The following is a 17,069-nucleotide window of genomic DNA, read 5'->3' as shown; positions in this document are numbered from 1 at the left end:
CCCATCCAGCTGAGTTAACCCGATTGCACGCCACAAGCCAGCCCGACCGGCAGGCGGCCACTGCCACGGGGGCGGGCACGGGGACGGGGACGAGGACGCGCACCGGGACGGGTACCGGGCACGGGCACCGGGCAGCGAGCGCGAGCAGCGAACAACGGCACGGCCGCGGGCAACAAGCGCGAGCAAGAGCAGGCCGCAGGCCGCAGGCCAACGCCAACGTGCTCCAGGCCGCCAAAAGGCACCGGCCAATGACACCCAACCAGCCCCGGCTCGCCAGGGCTCCCATCGACCTTCACCGCCGCAGGCCGGGTCCTCGTCGCCCACGCCGAGACAGTCCTGGGCGCGCTCGGACGCACGACGGCAGCGCTCACGGCAGTGTCCGCCCAGTTGACCGACCCGCTACGCCCCACCGATCACCGCCTCACCGACTAGACCTCCCGAGCCAGCCCCTCGATCACCTCAGCCCCAGGAAGCGCCCCCAACGCCGGCCCAGCGATAGCGATCTTGCTGTGCCGCACCCCCGACCCGATGATCACGTGCGGCGTAGCCACCACCCGGGCGTCGACCAGCACCGGCCAGTCCTTCGGAAGCCCGATGGGCGTGATCCCGCCGTACTCCATGCCCGTCAGCCGGACCGCCTCCTCAGTCGGGGCGAAGCTGGCCTTGCGGACGTCCAGATACCTCCGCACGCTGCCGTTGACATCCGCCCGAGTGGTGGCCAGCACGACGCACGCCGCGTACCGGGTCACTCCGCCCCTCTTGCCGGCCACGATCACGCAGTTGGCCGACTCGCCGAGCTTCACGTCGTAGGCCTCGCAGAAGGCCGCGGTGTCCGCCAGGTCCGCACTGATCGGCGCGACCAGCAGCTGGTCGCCGTCGATAGGCGCCTCGGCGGGCCACACTTCGAGCGCCGCAGCGACGGGAGCGGCGAGCAGGTCGAGCCGGGAGATCGCGGGTTCGAGCTTCAGGGTTCCGATCACGTTCGTCATCCTCCCCCGATTCTCGCGGCCTAACCACCAGGGTCACCCGCCCCGAAAGCTGGGGTGCAACGCAAGGCGACATGGGTGCGAACCACAGAAGCTACTTGCGGTTATCCCCACGCAAGCAACGATCATGAAACCGCCGAGTCGCTCAGCCATGCCGCGATCTTGCCGACTGTCAGGGGATGTGAGGGAGAGACGCGGCGCGAGGGTCGGAACCGTCAGCGGCCTCGCCCTGCTCACCGGCGGAACCGCGGTTGCGGCCGTCACCCACGGCGCCTCGTCGATCTTCCCCACGATCATGCTGGGACTGCTCGCCGCCGGCCTCGGCCACGCCCTCGGGACCGAAATCCAGCGCCAGGCACGCCGCGGCACCGCCGGGTGGGCCGCCGCGGACACGATCAACGCCGCCCTCCTGACGGCCTGGACCGCGGGCGCGATGATCATGACCCTCCTGCCCGCAACCCCACTTCCGGTCCGAGCCGTCGGGCTCCTTCTCTCTTTCGGGTACGCCCTCAGCAGCGCCTACTTCATCACGGAACGCCACCGCACTCTGGTCCACGCCTCCGCCTCGGAGAAGGCCGGGGCTGGTCACCACACCGCGAGCACCGAGGACTCCACAGGCCACGAGCAGTCACAAAGCGCTGAAGCCACCAAACACGCCCCGACGCCACCGAGCGCCCCGGACGTTTCCATGGAGTCCGCGTCAGCTCCGGCCCCGCCGATCGCCCCGGCCCCTTCGCTGGCGTCCGCGACAGCATCGGCCCCACCGATCGCCTCGGCCCATTCCTTGGAGTCCGAGACAGCACCGGCCCCGCCGATCGCCCCGGTCCACTGCCCGGAGTCCGTGATAGCACCGGCCCACACCGCGGCCCCCGCGATCCCCCCGGACTCCGCGATCGATTCCGTTCCGGCGGAACCCGTCAACTGAGGCGCGGCCCGATCACTCGAGCCGCAAGGCGACGATCATCGGCGGTATAGGCACCAGCCCTTCATCCCCTGGCACCACATCGGGCACCGGTACCCAGTCGAGCCCGATCGGTTCCGGCCCGGTCACATGCGGCCCCAACTGCGGCTGGTCGTCCCCGACGGTGCACACGAACACCGACGTCATCCCCGATGGGTACGGCATGTCATGCAGGTACCGCGCCTCCTTGACGACCAGGCCGACCTCCTCCAGCACCTCACGGCGTACCGCATCCTCCGCCGTCTCGCCGGGGTCGATCCCGCCCCCGGGCAGCGTCCACCACTCCCGGCCCCCGTCGCGCCGGCTCCGCTCGTGCACCATCAGCACCCGGCCGTCCCGGATGATGATGGCAGCAGCTCGTCTCCGTCCACTCACGAGTGAAGGCTACTCACGACGGGATTACCACCAGGCAAGCGGACGGGCACGCACCCGCGAACGATCCAGCTCCCGATTTCTGTCAGACCCCCACCCTACGGTCTCCCCATGACCGGAAACCGCACCCAGCCGCCGCCGGCATCCCTGTCCTCGGACCGCACGGGACCGCCGATACCCAGGTCGCGACCTGGGCTTTCACGGCGACGTCGGATCCGGGCGCCGACCGCTCGGCAGGCCTGCGAGCAGCGGCCGCCGCTGCTCAAATCGCTGGTAGTCCGGACCGCGCTCTCCTAGGTTGGACGGAATGCGCTATCGCTCTTCCGACGAGGACAGCGCCCGCTGGGACGGATTCCCGTTCCGCGAGGGCGACATCATCATCAGCACGAGATCGAAGAGCGGCACCACGTGGATGCAGATGATCTGCGCGCTGCTCGTGTTCCGAAGTCCCGATCTGCCAGCCTCACTGTCGGAGCTGTCGCCGTGGGTCGACTGGCTGATAGTCCCGCGCGACGAGGTGTTGGCCCGCCTGGAGGCTCAACCGCACCGCCGCTTCATCAAGACCCACACCCCGCTCGACGGCATCCCACTGGATCCGCGAGCCACGTACGTCGTGGTGGCCCGGCACCCCCTCGACATGGCGGTCTCCCTCTTCCACCACGTCGACAACCTCAACAGAGAGCGAATGGCCGAGCTCCTCGGCGGCCCTGCCCCGGCGGCCCCGAGTGCCCCGCCGCGGTCGATCCACGACTCGTTGGTCACCTGGATCAACCGGGAGGTGGCACCGGCTGAAGCCATGGATTCTCTACCCGGCGTCATGTGGCACCTCACGGACGCCTGGCAACGCCGCCACGAGCCGAACGTGGTCCTGATCCACTACGCCGACCTGGTGGACGACCTCAACGGCGAAATGCGCAGCCTCGCGGCAAAGCTCGGCATCGACGTACCGGAAGAGCAATGGCCCCTCCTGGTAGACGCGGCCGGCTTCGCCCAGATGCGCGCCCGCGCGGCCCAGCTGGCACCCGACCCCGTCGGCATCCTCAAGGACCGCAACGCCTTCTTCCACCGCGGCGGGTCGGGAGCGGGCCGCGAACTGCTGACGGACGAGGAGTTCACCCAGTACGAGAAGCGAGCGGCTCAGTTAGCGCCGAACGACCTCCTGGCTTGGCTGCACCGATGAGCCGCACCTGCTGCGAGCGGCCGAGCCAACCACCTCGCCGGACGGCGGCCGATCGCCTGAGAGCGACGGCGAAGCCCACCGGGCAACCATCTCGCTGGACGTCAGCTGATGCTGCGAGCAGCCGGGCCGACCGGGCAACTACCTCGACCGCTCTCCAGGCGCCCCGCGCCGCCCCGGCAGTCCCGCGCGCGAGTCGCGGACGCGCTGGCTGCCGGCCGCCGGCCGCCGACCACTGACCGGCCGACCGGCTGGCGGCCGGCGGCCGGCGGCCGGCGGCCATGGTCTGTCCATGCGTGGCTCTGCCGCAACGACCCTCAGACCGTCCGCAGAACCCGCTCGAAGACTTCGGGCCGCATCGGACGCGCACGATCCTGGCGGCTCTGCACAAAGGCCGCCAACACCTGACGGCGCTCGTCCTCGGCCAGGATCCCGGCGAACGGAGAATTCTCTCTCAGCTCGATCGCGTACTCGGCGGACGAAGTCAGCGCCTCCAGCACCGCCTCCACGCCCTCGTCGAGGACGGCGTCCCAGCGGTCCAGCCATTCCCAGGAGCGACCCTCGGGGTGCATCCGCCGGAGCCGCCGCAGATTGATCTGGACGGCCGCCATGAGCGCCCGCGGGTCTCGCACCATCTTCCCGGCCACCGCCCGGTGGAGCCACAGGACCTTCAGCTGTTCCCGGCTCATTCCCGGCCGCATCAGGGCCTCGACGTCACAACGACGCATCCGCCGTTGACCGCCGATCGTCACGTACGGCAGCAGCCCTCGAAGGCACAGGTCGACCACGTGCGCCCGCGACGACCGCAGCAGCACCGCTGCCTCACCGGTCGTCACCCACCCTCGAGCGCGCATAGTCACACGTGGATATTTACTCCTGCCTGGCGCGGGATGCAACAACCGAACGGTTAATGGCTCTTTCAGCGCGGGTGCATCGGCCAGACTGCCGGCCCTTGCGGACTCGCGGCGAACCGGCCTGACGACGGTCAGATCGAGCGGCCCAGCAGGGCCGGGCGCTCAAGACGAAATACTCGGCGGCAAACCAGGCCGCATGTGAGCACAAGGCAGGTGACAACACCTCGGCAACACCAGGCCGGCAACGAGCGGCACGTCAGCTCGAGGCCTGCAGCGGTCCGGCGGGTCAGCACAAGCCCGGCAGGGGCCAGGCGGCAGGGTCAGCATTTATCGGGGCGCAACATCAGCCCATGACCGGCGCCGCCCACCTCATCGCGAACAGTCACGGGCGGCACGTCAGCGCGCATCCGCCAACGACAAACCTGGCTCCACGCCGCGCTACTTACGCTGCCGTACGGCATAGATCAACAGGCCGGCTACGACAATGACCACGGAGATCGCGCACAGCAGGGCCATGATGTGCCACGGCTTGATAGCTCCCATCCGCGGACCCTAACAAGGGGCGGATCTTGAAACCAGCCGCAAGGAGATCGAGTGGAGCCCAGGGGACTTGAACCCCTAACCCCCGCCTTGCAAAGGCGGTGCTCTGCCAGTTGAGCTAGGGCCCCCGGAACTACGGGGCTCAGCGCAGGTCGGGCGCCGTGGTGGCCTCGTGCCAGAGGGCGCGCTCGTCGCTGGAGGCCTTGACCCTCTTGACCACCAGGGCGGCCGCGCCGACGATGCCGGCGACGATCAGGAGCTTCTTCAGCATGGCCGGGTCCCCTTTGATCTGCGGCGGAGGACGTGCAGGGTGGGGCTAGCTGGAATCGAACCAGCGACCTCAGAGTTATCAGCTCTGCGCTCTAACCGACTGAGCTATAGCCCCGTGACAGCGACACGAAGGTTACCGCACCCGGCTCGGCTCGCTCAAATCGGGGGGCCGCTCGCCGAGTCGCGCCGGGAGCGCGGCAACCGCCGGCCGGAGGCCGGCTGGCAAGCCATTCCAGCCCGTAACTCCACCGGCGCCGGCGAAGTAACGGCGGGATGAGGGCGACACCCGCCACGGCGGAGACCCCTACCCGGCCGGCCGAGGCCCGGGCCGTGTCAGCCCAGCCCTAAGCCGCCCCGAGGGGACGGAGAAACCAGTGAGCTCGACCGCGCGAAAGGGCCGGTGACGACGACAAGCCGCCCCGAGGGACAGCTTGTCGTCGAGCGGCTTACGTCAGTCCCGCTCGGCGAGCGTCAGCTCCACGCCGCCGACCAGGTCTGCGCACACGTTGTAGATGAACGCACCCAGCGTGGCCAGCGCGGTGAAGAGCACTACGTTCACCGCGCCGATCAGCATGGATGTGCCGATGACGCCCCAGGCTGTGATGCGGAAGCCGGCGTCGGCCGAGTTCGTGCCACCGCTGGCGTTCACGAGGCTCTGCAGGCTCGTGTTCACCTCGGTCCACACGCCCATGGCGTCGAGGGCCAGGTAGAGCACCGAGGTGGCCACGACCACCACGATGAACAGGACCACGGAGACGGCGAAGGCGAACTTCATCACGGACCAGGGGTCGATCCGTTTGAGGTTCAGGCGGGCCCGGCGGGGGCCTCGTGCGGCTGCCGAGGACACGGTCGAGCGGGCCGACCGTACGGCCTCGGACACCCTGGCGGCGCCCACCGCTGCCGAGCCGCTGGCGGCCGCGCCACCGGACGGGGGCTTGGGCGCCGTGCCGGGCCGCTGCGGGACCGTGCCGGGCTTGGACGGGGGCGGGGTGACCGTCGTACGACCGGCCTGGGCCGAGGGTGCCGGAGCAGCGGCGCTCTTGCCCTTGGTGACGATCGGCACAGTGGCCGAGCCCTTCGCCACCGCGGGGCCGCCCGGGCGTTTGCCGTCGGACTGGCCGTCGCTGTCGGCACCCGGTTCACCGGGCGGCGGGGCCATGCCCGGCGCACGGGTGAACTTCGGCGGGGACGGGGCATCCGCGGCGGGGACCGCCGCGCGGCCAGCGGCCTCGCGCCCCTTCGATGCGGCGCCGTCCTTCTTCGGCTCCCCATCGACGGGAGTCGACGAGCCCCCCGGGCCTCCCGACTTCGCCTGTGTCTCCGGCATCAACTAGTCCTGTTCGTCAGGCTCGTCGGCATTACGAGCAAGCGCCACGATGGTTACACCTTCTGGGAGGTCCATGAGCTTGACCCCCATTGTGTTCCGATCCCGCGTGCGCCGTACAGGCTTCACGGGAGTCCGGATGACACCACCATTGCTGGTGATGGCAAACAGTTCATCCTCCGGGCTGATCACGAGCGCTCCGACCAGGCCACCACGACGCTCCGTGATCTTCGCGGTCAGCACGCCCTTGCCACCCCGTCCCTGCACGGGATACTCCTCGATCGGCGTCCGCTTGGCATACCCGCCGTTGGTGGCGACCAAAACGTCCATGCCCTCCTGGACCACCTCCATCGCGAGCAGCTCGTCGGCGTCGCCGAAGCGCATGCCGATCACACCGGAGGTCGCCCTTCCCATCGGCCGCAGCGCCTCGTCGGTCGCGTTGAACCGGATGGCCTGGGCCCTCTTCGAGACCAGGAGCAGGTCGTTCTCCGGCGCTGCCAGCGTGGCGCCTACCAACTCGTCATCCTCCCGCAGGTTGATGGCGATGATGCCACCGCTGCGGTTGGAGTCAAATTCGGTGAGGCGGGTCTTCTTCACGAGGCCATTCTTGGTGGCGAGCACAAGGTACGGCGCGACCTCGTAGTTCGGGATCTGGATGACCTGCGCGATGTGCTCGTCCGGCTGAAAGGCGAGCAGGTTGGCGACGTGCTGGCCCTTCGCGACCCGGTTGGCCTCCGGCAGCTCGTACGCCTTGGCGCGGTAGACCCGGCCCTTGTTCGTGAAGAACAGGATCCACGAGTGCGTCGAGATGACGAAGAAGTGGCTGACGATGTCGTCCTGACGCAGGGATGCGCCGCTCACGCCCTTGCCGCCGCGCTTCTGCGAGCGGTACAGGTCGACCTTCGTGCGCTTCGCGTACCCGGTGCGTGTGATGGTTACCACAACGTCCTCGCGCGCGATGAGGTCCTCCATCGAGACCTCGCCGTCGAACGGGATGATCTGGGTCTTTCGGTCGTCGCCGAAGCGGTTGACGATCTCGGCCAGCTCCTCGGACACGATCGCCCGCTGCCGCTCCGGCTTGGCGAGGATGTCCTTGAGGTCGGCGATCTCGACCTCGATGCTGGCGAGCTCGTCGATGATCTTCTGCCGCTCGAGGGCCGCAAGGCGCCGCAGCTGCATGTCGAGGATCGCCTGGGACTGCACCTGGTCGATGTCGAGCAGCTGGATCAGGCCCTGCCGGGCGTCCTCGACGGTCGGCGAGCGGCGGATCAGGGCGATGACCTCGTCGAGCGCGTCGAGGGCCTTGACCAGGCCGCGCAGGATGTGCGCGCGCTCCTCGGCCTTGCGTAGGCGGAACGCGGTCCGCCTGCGGATGACCTCGATCTGGTGATCGACGTAGTAGCGGATGAACTGCGCCAGGTTCAGCGTGCGGGGCACGCCGTCGACCAGCGCCAGCATGTTCGCGCCGAACGTCTCCTGCAGCTGGGTGTGCTTGTAGAGGTTGTTCAGCACGACCTTCGCGACCGCGTCGCGCTTCAGGACCAGGATCAATCGCATTCCGGTACGCCCGGACGACTCGTCCCGGATGTCCGCGATGCCGGTGAGCTTGCCCTCCTTGACGAGCTCGGCGACGCGCTCGGCCAGGTTGTCGGGGTTCACCTGGTACGGCAGCTCGGTGACCACGAGGCAGGGCCGCCCACGGGCGTCCTCCTCGACCTCGACCACCGCGCGCATCCGGATGGAGCCACGACCGGTGCGGTACGCGTCCTGGATCGCCTGCTGCCCGACGATCAGTCCCCGGGTGGGGAAGTCGGGTCCCTTGACGATCTCCAGAACCGCCTCGAGGGTGGTGGCCTCGTCCGCCTCGGGGTTGTCGAGGTACCACTGCACGGCCCCCGCGATCTCGCGCAGGTTGTGCGGCGGGATCTTGGTGGCCATACCGACGGCGATGCCCTCGGAGCCGTTGACGAGCAGGTTGGGAAACCGCGCCGGCAGGATCGTGGGTTCCTTGGTCCGGCCGTCGTAGTTGTCCTGCATGTCGACGGTGTCCTCGTCGATGTCCCGCAGCATCTCCATGGCGAGCGGCGAGAGCTTCGACTCGGTGTACCGCATGGCCGCCGGCGGGTCGTTACCCGGCGAACCGAAGTTGCCGTTGCCGTCGATCAGCGGGTAGCGCAGCGACCACGGCTGGCCCATCCGGACCAGGGCGTCGTAGATCGAGGAGTCACCGTGCGGGTGGTAGTTACCCATGACGTCGCCGACGACGCGCGCGCACTTGACGTAGCCGCGGTCGGGGCGGAAGCCGGCGTCGTACATCGCGTAGAGGATCTTGCGGTGCACCGGCTTGAGGCCGTCGCGGACGTCCGGCAGCGCGCGGCCGACGATCACGCTCATCGCGTAGTCGAGGTACGACCGCTGCATCTCGACTTCGAGGCCGACCGGCTCGACGCGCTGGCCCACGCCGCCGCCGGTGGCGTCCTGCGGCTCCTCGGCGGGGATCTCGGGAGTATCCGTCACAGTTAACCCTTACTTACGGTCGAACCCGACAAACGGGCTCGAGCTACGCATTTCGCTGTGGATAACGCTGTGGAAAGCAGTGGAACGCTGTGCATAACCCGAGGTGAGCGGGGCCGCGGGGCACCGCTCACCCGCGGATCAGATGTCCAGGAAGCGCACGTCCTTGGCGTTGCGCTGGATGAACGAGCGGCGGGCCTCCACGTCCTCACCCATGAGGACGCTGAACAGCTCGTCCGCCGTGGCGGCGTCGTCGAGGGTCACCTGGCGCAGCGTTCGGGTGGCCGGGTCCATCGTCGTGTCCCACAGCTCGTGGAAGTTCATCTCGCCGAGACCCTTGAACCGCTGGATGTCGTCCGGCTTGGCGTTCGCCTTCTTCTGCTGACGCAGCGCGATCAGGCCGTCACGCTCGCGGTCGGAGTACGCGTACTGCGCGTCGTCGCCGCGCTTGTTCCACTTGATCTTGTAGAGCGGCGGAGCGGCGAGGTAGACGTGGCCCTGCTCGACCAGCGGCCGCATGAAGCGGAACAGCAGGGTCAGCAGCAGCGTCTGGATGTGCTGCCCGTCGACGTCGGCGTCCGCCATCAGCACGATCTTGTGGTAGCGCAGCTTGGCGATGTCGAAGTCGTCGTGGATGCCGGTGCCCAGCGCCGTGATCAGCGCCTGGACCTCGTTGTTCTTCAGCACCCGGTCGATGCGGGCCTTCTCCACGTTGAGGATCTTGCCGCGGATCGGCAGGATCGCCTGGATCTGGCTGTCGCGGCCCTGCTTGGCCGAGCCGCCGGCCGAGTCGCCCTCGACGATGAACAGCTCCGAGACCCGGGGGTCGGTCGACTGGCAGTCGGCCAGCTTGCCCGGCATCGAGCCCGACTCCAGCAGCGACTTGCGCCGGGCCAGCTTGCGGGCCTGCTGGGCGGCGATCCGCGCCCGGGCCGCCTGGGAGGCCTTGGTGATGATCATCTTGGCCTCGGCCGGGTTCCGGTCGAACCAATCGGCGATCCGCTCGTTGGCGATCTTCTGCACGAAGCTCTTCATGTCGGTGTTGCCGAGCTTCGTCTTGGTCTGCCCCTCGAACTGCGGGTTCGCCAGCTTGACCGAGATGATCGCGGCGAGGCCCTCGCGGATGTCCTCGCCGGAGAGCTTCTCGTCGCTCTTGAGGAACTTCTTCTCGACGCCGTACCGGTTGACGATGCCGGTCAGCGCGGCCCGGAAGCCCTCCTCGTGCGTGCCACCCTCGTGGGTGTTGATCGTGTTGGCGAAGGTGTACACCGACTCGCCGTACGACTCGTTCCACTGCATGGCGATCTCGAGGGCCATCCCCTCGTCGTTCGCCTCGGCCTCGAACTCGATCACCGACTTGTGGATCGGGGTCTTGGTGTTGTTGAGGTGGCGCACGAAGTCAGCGATGCCGTTCTCGTACATGAAGGTGACCTCACGGGCCTTGCCCTCCTCGTCCACGTGCTCCGGACGCTGGTCCGTCAGGTGGATGGTGAGGCCCTTGTTGAGGAACGCGTACTCCTGGATGCGGCGGTAGATCGTCTGCCAGTCGAACTCGACGGTCTCGAAGATCGTCGGATCCGGCCAGAACTGAACCTTCGAACCGGTCGTCGAGGTCGCCTCGCCCTTCTCCAGCGGGCCCGGCTTGGACATCGCGTACTTCTGCCGGTACACGTTGCCCGACTTGTGGATCTCCACCGCCATCCGGGTGGAGAGGGCGTTCACGACCGAGACGCCGACCCCGTGCAGACCACCGGAGACGGCGTACGCCTTGCCGTCGAACTTGCCGCCCGCGTGCAGGACGGTCAGCGCGACCTCGACGCCCGGCTTCTTGAGCTTGGGGTGCAGGTCGACCGGGAATCCTCGGCCGTTGTCGGTGACGGAGACGCCGCCGTCCGCCAGCAGGACCACGTCGATGGTGTCGCAGTGACCCGCGAGCGCCTCGTCGACCGCGTTGTCCACAACCTCCCAGACCAGGTGGTGCAGACCGCGCTCGCCGGTGGAACCGATGTACATACCGGGACGCTTGCGGACCGCCTCGAGGCCTTCGAGCACGGTGATGGACTCGGCACCGTATTCCTGCTTCTTCTCTGCCACCCTCGGCCACTTTCTCGCACCGGTCCCGCGGAGGGCCCGGTCACGGGGTTGGCGAGCGACCGGCGGGCAGCCGGCGAGCAGGGCGGACCACAGACAAGCGAGCCGCGGAGAGGAGGCGGACCACCGGTGGAGCCGAGCGCGCCGGTCGCCGCGGTCGTCCCGCGGATCGTGATCGGCTGGAAAACGCGTAGCGTGACGACTGATCGCCACGGGCCGAGTTCGGCACTGCCGAAGTCTCGGTACCGGGCGGAGCCGACACGGGTCGCAGTTTCCCGGTCTCCGTCGATTCTACTCCGTCCGAGCGAGTTATCGGGGGTCCGGCACCCTCGTACGGGCACCTCAGATTGCCGTAGCGCCCCGGAGGGCCGTTCCCACGGGTCCCCCTACACGGAATGAGCCCCCACCGCAACGCTGCACCGTCCGGCGGGTGGCCGTTGGAGCGCGTCTGCACCGGCCCGGCGCCACGCGCTGCGACACTGCCTCACACCGGTGGGCGAGAGTGTCGTAACCTCGCCCGCGCGGGCCGCAGCGTGGCCGGACGGCCCGCACCCCGGCGTAGCGACACCCCGCCGGGCGGTCGGCAGCCGGCGTCGAGGAGAGGTGGGAGCCCCATGGCGCACGACAAGGGGCTGGACAACGTCGCCGTGCACTGGCCGCGGACGAACCGGTTCTACGACCCGGTCGCCCCCGCGGAATTCGTGGACTTCGGCGCCGTCGCCGACGCGCCGGACATCGCCGCGCCCACGGGAGCTCTTGCGCTGCACATCGCCAAGACGGGAACGGTACGCGCGACCGCGTACACCGAGCTCGTGGATCTGCTGCTGGGGCTGGAGGGCGTCCTGTACGCCACGGACGCCGCGGCCGAGGACGAGGACCCGGTCATCGACCCAGACGGTTGCGCGTGGATCGCGGGCGGGCTGGAGCGGTTCGTCGAGGGCCACCAGCCCTTCGGCGACCTGGTCACCTTCGACAGCGTCGCCGAGGTCATGCGGGCGGCGGTAGCGGCGGGGCGGCTCGCCGAACAGCAGCTGCGGTGGCTGGACCAGCGGTTGGCGGCGCTGCGCGACGAGGCGGGCAACGCGCCGCACTGGAGCTTCGCGCGTACCGAATTAGCGATTTTGGCCGGCTTCTACCGCCGCTGCGCCGACCGGGGTTATGCCGTCTTCGCGGACTATTAGCCGTAAGTGTCCCGCGGGCCGCGTCCCTGGACGCGGCGCGGGCCGCGGTTCCACGACGGTGCCGCCGGGCCGTGGATGTTGAGCCTGGTCACGACGTTGTGGCCGACCTCTTTGGCGATGTTGCGCAGCAGCGTCGCGGCGAGCAGGCGCAGCTGCGTGGCCCAGGCCGTCGACTCCGCCTCGACGGTCAGCACGCCGCCCTCCAGCTTGACCGGATTGCTGTGCTTGGCGATGTCGGACCCGACGACCTTCTCCCAGGCGCCGAAGACCATCGCCTCCGCGGCCGGCTTCTGCCAGCCGCGCTGCTTCATGATCCGTTCGAGGACCGCGCCGAAGAGCTGCGGATCGCGGGGGTCCGGGCCCGGACCGGAATAGCCGCGCAGGCGTTTGCCATCGCCCTCGGAGCTTCCGGTACGGCGGGGACGCGCCTGCTGGGCCGCCCGCCGTTTCGCCAGCGCCGCGTCGAGCACCGCGCGGGCCAGCTGCGGACCCGCCTGCTCGGGCCCTGAGGCGGCCGCTGCACCCTTTTCGGCGGGTTCCTCAGGCACGGATCACCGTTCCAGCTCCGACGTCGTAGCGGGCCCCCTGCAGGGCCGCCGGGACATCTTCCGCCACCGCGCAGGTCACCAGCAACTGGGCGGCGTCCGAGACCAGGGCCGCGAGGCGCTCGCGACGGCCGGCGTCGAGCTCGGCGAACACGTCGTCGAGGATCAGGACCGGCTCGATGCCGTCGGTGCGGAGCAGGTCGTACGCCGCCAGCCGCAGCGCCAGGGCGAACGACCAGGACTCGCCGTGGCTCGCGTACCCCTTTGCCGGGAGGTCTCCCAACGCCAGCGTGAGGTCGTCGCGGTGCGGGCCGACCAGGGTGACCCCGCGCTCGGTCTCCGCCTGACGGCGCTCCGCCAGCGAGGTGAGCAGGGCCTCTTCCAGCGCCGGGCGGTCCGGTGCCAGGCCGTCGCCGAGGCGTGACGCGTACGCGATGGAGGCGGACGACCGCCCGGCCGCCACCGCGTCATAAGCCTTCATGAGGTGCGGGGCCAGGGCCGCGACCAGCTCGATCCGGCCGGCCAGCAGCTCGGCGCCGTGGTGGGCGAGGTGCTGGTCCCACACCGCGAGCGTCGACAGATCCTGCCCTCGCGTGCCACCGACCTTGCGCGTGAGGTACGCCGTACGCAAAAGAGCGTTGCGTTGTTTGACCACGCGGTCATAGTCGGCGCGCACCCCGGCGTAGCGCGGCTGCCGGGCGACGAGCAGGTCGTCCAGGTAACGCCGGCGCTCCGACGGGTCACCGCGGACGAGCTCGAGATCCTCCGGCGCGAAGAGCACCATGCGCAGGGCGCCGAGGATCTCGCGCGACCGGCGTACGGGTGACCTGTTGAGCCGGGCCCGGTTCGCCTTGCCGGGCACGATCTCCAGCTCGACCAGCAGCTCGCGTCCATCGTGGACGATCTCGCACCGGATCACCGCGGACGTCGCGCCGGCGCGGACCAGCGGGGCGTCGGTGGCCACCCGGTGACTGTCCAGAGTGGCCACGTACCCCAGGGCTTCGACCAGATTGGTCTTGCCCATGCCGTTCTGGCCCACGAGCACCGCGACGCCCGGGTCGAGGTCGACCGCCACCCGCTCGTACGAGCGGAAATCGGTCAGCTCGACCCGGCGCACGTGCATGGATCAGCGCTTGACGGCGTGGCCGCCGAACTGGTTGCGCAGCGCGGCGACGGCCTTCATCGCCGGCGAGTCCTCCTGGCGGGAGGCGAAGCGCGCGAAGAGCGAGGCGGCGATGACGTTGGCCGGCACAGCGAGGCGCACGGCCTCGTCGACGGTCCAGCGGCCCTCGCCGGTGTCCTCGGCGTAACCCTTCAGGTTGGCCAGCTCCGGGTCCTCGTCGAGCGCGCGGTCCAGCAGGTCGAGCAGCCAGGACTTGACGACCGAGCCCTCGCGCCAGCTCTTGATGACCTCGGGGACGTTCTCGACCAGCTCGGAGGCCTTGAGGATCTCGTAGCCCTCTGCGTACGCGTGCATGAGGCCGTACTCGATGCCGTTGTGGACCATCTTGGAGTAGTGGCCGGCGCCGTGCGGGCCGGCGTGCGCGAAGCCGAACTGGCCCGCAGGCTTGAGCGCGTCGAAGATCGGCTGGCAGTGCGCCACGATCTCGGCGTCGCCGCCGACCATCAGGGCGTACCCGTTCGTGTTGCCCCAGATGCCACCGGAGACGCCGACGTCGAGGTAGTGAATGCCCTTGGCCTTGAGCCGCTCGGCGCGGGGCCCGTCGTCGGTGAACTTGGAGTTGCCGCCGTCGATGATGATGTCGCCCTCGGAGAGCAGCTCGGCGAGCTCATCGATCGTGTTCTCGGTGATCTGGCCGGCTGGGACCATCGTCCAGACCACCCGCGGGGCCGCCAGCTTCTCGGCCAGCTCGGCGAGGCTGGCGACGTCGGTGGTCTCCTTGTGGTGGTCGTAGCCGACGACCTCCTGGCCGGCGGCGCGCAGGCGGTCGCGCATGTTGCCGCCCATCCGGCCTAGACCGATAAGGCCGAGCTGCATGATGTCCCCCTAGGTGTGTGTCTCTTAGCCCAGTATCAGCGGGTTACCCGGATAGGCATGATCAGATAGCGGTATCCGGGCACGATTTCGCCGTCTTCGCCTGCGGGGGAGATCACAGCGGGCTTGAAGGCGTCGACGAACGACAGAACCGCGGTGGGGGCACCGAGGTTCTGGAGGCCGTCGATCAGATACTGCGGGTTGAAACCGATGGTCAGCGGCTCGCCGGTGAAGGTGGCCTCCATGGCCTCGCTGGCCCGGGCCTCCTCGGTGCCCCCGGCCTCCACCACGAGGCCGTCCTCGCCGAAGGAGAGCAGCACCGGGGTGGTGCGCTCGGCGACCAGGGCCACGCGCCGGACGACCTCGACCAACGCCGAGACGGTGATCCGGGCCTCCGCGTTGTGGCTGGCCGGGAAGAGAGACCGGACCGGCGGGTAGTTGGCGCCGTCTAGCAGCCGGCTCGTCGTACGGCGGGTGCCGCCGGCGAAGCCGATCATGCCCTCGCCGGCGTTGCCCTGGGCGAGCGCGAGCGTGACCGAGCCGCCGATGGGGCCCAGCGCCTTCGCGGTGTCGTTGAGGGTCTTCGCCGGCACCAGCGCGTTGAGGCTGATATCCGGGTCGTCCGGGTTCCACTCCAGCTCGCGCATGGCGAGGCGGTAGCGGTCGGTGGCCAGCATCGCCATCGTCGAGCCGTTCAGCTCGATGCGTACGCCGGTCATCATCGGCAGTGTCTCGTCACGCCCCGCGGCGACGGCCACCTGGGCCACCGCGACCGCGAAGGCCTGCGCGTCGACCGTGCCGGCGCTCGAGGGCATCTCCGGCAGCGTCGGGTAGTCCTCCACCGGCATCACCGGAAGGGTGAACCGGGCGCTGCCGCAGACAAGCTCAAGGTGCGAGCCGACGGCGGCGATGTCCACCGGCTTGGCCGGCAGCGCCTTGGTGATCTCGGCCAGCAGGCGGCCGGAGACGAGCGCTGCGCCGTCCGCGTCGGCCTGCACCTCCACGCTCACCTGGCTGGAGACCTCGTAGTCGAACCCTGAGACGTGCAGCCTGCCGTCGGTCACCCGCAGCATGACGCCGGCAAGGACCGGCACCGACGGGCGGCTGGGCAGGCTCTTGGCCGTCCACGCCACGGCGTCGGCGAGTGCGTCTCGCTCCACCCGGAACTTCATGCCATGCCCTCCGCGTCACTTTCCTCGACGATCAGCTTGCGAACGAATCAGCTTCAGTACGGACCAGCTCCAGTGCGCACCAGAGCTTCTAGTACGGACCAGGTTCAGTCTCTAGTGCGACCAGGTTCAGTACCGACCGGTCTTAGTGCAGACCAGCCTCAGTGCCGACCACTTCAGTACGGACCACCTTCAGTACGCCCTGGCTGAGGTCGGACCGGCCTGAGTGCGCACCAGCTTGAGCTCGGATGTGCTGATGAGCCCACTGAACTCTATGGCGCGGGTAGGTGTCTCGTCCGCCCGGCCCCCGGTTGCCCCGGTGCTTCGGTTCAGGGGTGGATCGGGCCGCGAGCGGCTCGTCCACACCTTCCCCAACGCTGGTGATTGCCTTTTAGATTTTCCGAGAGAGATATCAGTCGTAATCATCGGTCCTGTGCACACTGTGGAGAACTCCCGTATCCGCAGGTCAGCAGGTTATCCACCGGTGATTCACATGTGGGCAACCGGGGTATAAACCGGGGTCCGCGTCCACAGTCGCCGACGCGAGGCCGGTTGTCCACCGTTGTCCACCGGTTGTCCACCGGCTATCCACGGGGTTTGTCCCCCGGCCTGGGGATAACGCCGGGACGCTACCGGCTCGTCGTCCCCAGAACCTTCAACAGGAAATCCACACCCGTCCACAGGGTGTGGGGACAGCCGTGACGTTGAGTGTCTGTCCACATCGATTTCCCCAGGAGTTCTCCACATCTGTGGGGAGAGGTCGCTGGAGTTGTCCACCGCTTGGGGATGAAGCCTGTGAAGTCCTGTGGATTGGTGTGGATAACGTTGGCACGAAACGGTCTCGTCGCGACGTTGACAAACCGATCATGTGGATGAGCGGGGTCGGGCGGCGCGGATCTGTGGAGGGCTTGCTCGGGCTGAGGACCGGTCGGATGGTCGGGCGGCGTGCGTCTGTGGGGGCGCTGCGCGGGCCGAAGGGCTGATTCGGTGTTCCGGCGGCGTTGGATCTGTGGAGTGCTGGTCGGGTCCGCGGTCCTGGTTCCTGGTCCGGGCCCCGGTGCCAGCGTTACGCGTGAGACAGCCGGGGAC

General features: G+C 68.9%; 14 protein-coding genes and 2 tRNA genes. 3 read left to right on the top strand and 13 right to left on the bottom strand.

The genetic code is table 11. The features are described 5' to 3' along the window. Positions 1-428: 428 nt before the first annotated feature. Positions 429-989 (bottom strand): YbaK/EbsC family protein, encoded by a 561-nt coding sequence (locus AB0368_RS18385; RefSeq protein ID WP_366155065.1) that lies wholly within the window; start codon positions 987-989, stop codon positions 429-431. Positions 990-1,167: 178 nt separating this feature from the next. Between AB0368_RS18385 and AB0368_RS18380 the strand changes: the two genes are divergently transcribed. Further along, positions 1,168-1,911 carry a hypothetical protein gene (locus tag AB0368_RS18380; RefSeq protein ID WP_366155064.1) on the top strand — a complete coding sequence of 248 codons (744 nt, stop codon included), beginning with the start codon at positions 1,168-1,170 and terminating at the stop codon, positions 1,909-1,911. A 12-nt stretch (positions 1,912-1,923) separates the two neighbouring features. Here AB0368_RS18380 and AB0368_RS18375 read toward each other — a convergent pair whose 3' ends face one another. Then, entirely contained in the window at positions 1,924-2,322 is a 399-nt protein-coding gene (locus AB0368_RS18375; RefSeq protein WP_366155063.1) for an NUDIX domain-containing protein, read from the bottom strand. A gap of 304 nt (positions 2,323-2,626) precedes the next feature. Here AB0368_RS18375 and AB0368_RS18370 point away from each other — a divergent pair, with 304 nt between their 5' ends. Then, positions 2,627-3,499: a sulfotransferase domain-containing protein gene (locus tag AB0368_RS18370; protein ID WP_366155062.1), complete on the top strand. Its 873-nt coding sequence runs from the start codon at positions 2,627-2,629 to the stop codon at positions 3,497-3,499. Between the two features lie 314 nt (positions 3,500-3,813). On the opposite strand, the gene AB0368_RS18365 is transcribed toward AB0368_RS18370, so the two are convergent. The 7 genes from AB0368_RS18365 to gyrB form a co-directional block, all read right to left on the bottom strand. Further along, positions 3,814-4,332 carry a helix-turn-helix domain-containing protein gene (locus tag AB0368_RS18365; protein WP_366155061.1) on the bottom strand — a complete coding sequence of 173 codons (519 nt, stop codon included), beginning with the start codon at positions 4,330-4,332 and terminating at the stop codon, positions 3,814-3,816. Positions 4,333-4,945: 613 nt separating this feature from the next. After that, positions 4,946-5,018: transfer RNA gene (locus AB0368_RS18360), tRNA-Ala, on the bottom strand. A gap of 14 nt (positions 5,019-5,032) precedes the next feature. Next, complete coding sequence (locus AB0368_RS18355; RefSeq protein WP_211277715.1) at positions 5,033-5,161, bottom strand: DLW-39 family protein; 129 nt, start codon at positions 5,159-5,161, stop codon at positions 5,033-5,035. A gap of 40 nt (positions 5,162-5,201) precedes the next feature. Then, positions 5,202-5,275, bottom strand: a tRNA-Ile gene (locus tag AB0368_RS18350). 336 nt (positions 5,276-5,611) lie between these two features. Continuing rightward, positions 5,612-6,487, bottom strand: coding sequence for a DUF3566 domain-containing protein (locus tag AB0368_RS18345; protein ID WP_366155060.1), 876 nt, complete (start codon positions 6,485-6,487; stop codon positions 5,612-5,614). A gap of 3 nt (positions 6,488-6,490) precedes the next feature. Further along, the gene (gene gyrA, locus AB0368_RS18340; RefSeq protein WP_366155226.1) at positions 6,491-8,983 is read right to left on the bottom strand and encodes a DNA gyrase subunit A; all 2,493 of its coding nucleotides are present in this window, start codon (positions 8,981-8,983) and stop codon (positions 6,491-6,493) included. A 156-nt stretch (positions 8,984-9,139) separates the two neighbouring features. After that, positions 9,140-11,092: a DNA topoisomerase (ATP-hydrolyzing) subunit B gene (gene gyrB / locus AB0368_RS18335; protein WP_366155059.1), complete on the bottom strand. Its 1,953-nt coding sequence runs from the start codon at positions 11,090-11,092 to the stop codon at positions 9,140-9,142. A 611-nt stretch (positions 11,093-11,703) separates the two neighbouring features. Here gyrB and AB0368_RS18330 point away from each other — a divergent pair. Further along, complete coding sequence (locus AB0368_RS18330; protein ID WP_366155058.1) at positions 11,704-12,270, top strand: hypothetical protein; 567 nt, start codon at positions 11,704-11,706, stop codon at positions 12,268-12,270. On the opposite strand, the gene AB0368_RS18325 is transcribed toward AB0368_RS18330, so the two are convergent. The 4 genes from AB0368_RS18325 to dnaN are packed head-to-tail and all read right to left on the bottom strand — an operon-like array spanning position 12,267 to position 15,983. Then, positions 12,267-12,818 carry a DciA family protein gene (locus tag AB0368_RS18325; RefSeq protein WP_366155057.1) on the bottom strand — a complete coding sequence of 184 codons (552 nt, stop codon included), beginning with the start codon at positions 12,816-12,818 and terminating at the stop codon, positions 12,267-12,269. The two genes, AB0368_RS18330 and AB0368_RS18325, sit on opposite strands and share 4 nt — an antisense overlap. Continuing rightward, on the bottom strand, positions 12,811-13,938 hold the full coding sequence (gene recF, locus AB0368_RS18320) for a DNA replication/repair protein RecF (RefSeq protein ID WP_366155056.1): 1,128 nt from the start codon (positions 13,936-13,938) through the stop codon (positions 12,811-12,813). Before recF ends, AB0368_RS18325 begins: the two co-directional genes overlap by 8 nt. Before the next feature lie 3 nt (positions 13,939-13,941). Beyond that, on the bottom strand, positions 13,942-14,814 hold the full coding sequence (gene gnd, locus AB0368_RS18315) for a phosphogluconate dehydrogenase (NAD(+)-dependent, decarboxylating) (protein WP_366155055.1): 873 nt from the start codon (positions 14,812-14,814) through the stop codon (positions 13,942-13,944). 35 nt (positions 14,815-14,849) lie between these two features. Further along, entirely contained in the window at positions 14,850-15,983 is a 1,134-nt protein-coding gene (gene dnaN / locus AB0368_RS18310) for a DNA polymerase III subunit beta (protein ID WP_366155054.1), read from the bottom strand. Between the last annotated feature and the right edge of the window lie 1,086 nt (positions 15,984-17,069).

It is taken from the genome of Actinoplanes sp. NPDC051475 (assembly GCF_040689425.1).
GTDB lineage: Bacteria > Actinomycetota > Actinomycetes > Mycobacteriales > Micromonosporaceae > Actinoplanes.
Note: the sequence above shows the minus strand (reverse complement) of the source record. Positions and strands in the feature narration are given on the sequence as shown.

Bases quoted from the DNA above. Each gene is read 5' to 3' on its own strand.
- AB0368_RS18385 (WP_366155065.1), bottom strand. From the start codon at position 989: ATGACGAACGTGATCGGAACCCTGAAGCTCGAACCCGCGATCTCCCGG.
- AB0368_RS18370 (WP_366155062.1), top strand. From the start codon at position 2,627: ATGCGCTATCGCTCTTCCGACGAGGACAGCGCCCGCTGGGACGGATTC.
- AB0368_RS18355 (WP_211277715.1), bottom strand. From the start codon at position 5,161: ATGCTGAAGAAGCTCCTGATCGTCGCCGGCATCGTCGGCGCGGCCGCC.
- AB0368_RS18345 (WP_366155060.1), bottom strand. From the start codon at position 6,487: ATGCCGGAGACACAGGCGAAGTCGGGAGGCCCGGGGGGCTCGTCGACT.
- AB0368_RS18330 (WP_366155058.1), top strand. From the start codon at position 11,704: ATGGCGCACGACAAGGGGCTGGACAACGTCGCCGTGCACTGGCCGCGG.
- recF (WP_366155056.1), bottom strand. From the start codon at position 13,938: ATGCACGTGCGCCGGGTCGAGCTGACCGATTTCCGCTCGTACGAGCGG.
- gnd (WP_366155055.1), bottom strand. From the start codon at position 14,814: ATGCAGCTCGGCCTTATCGGTCTAGGCCGGATGGGCGGCAACATGCGC.
- dnaN (WP_366155054.1), bottom strand. From the start codon at position 15,983: ATGAAGTTCCGGGTGGAGCGAGACGCACTCGCCGACGCCGTGGCGTGG.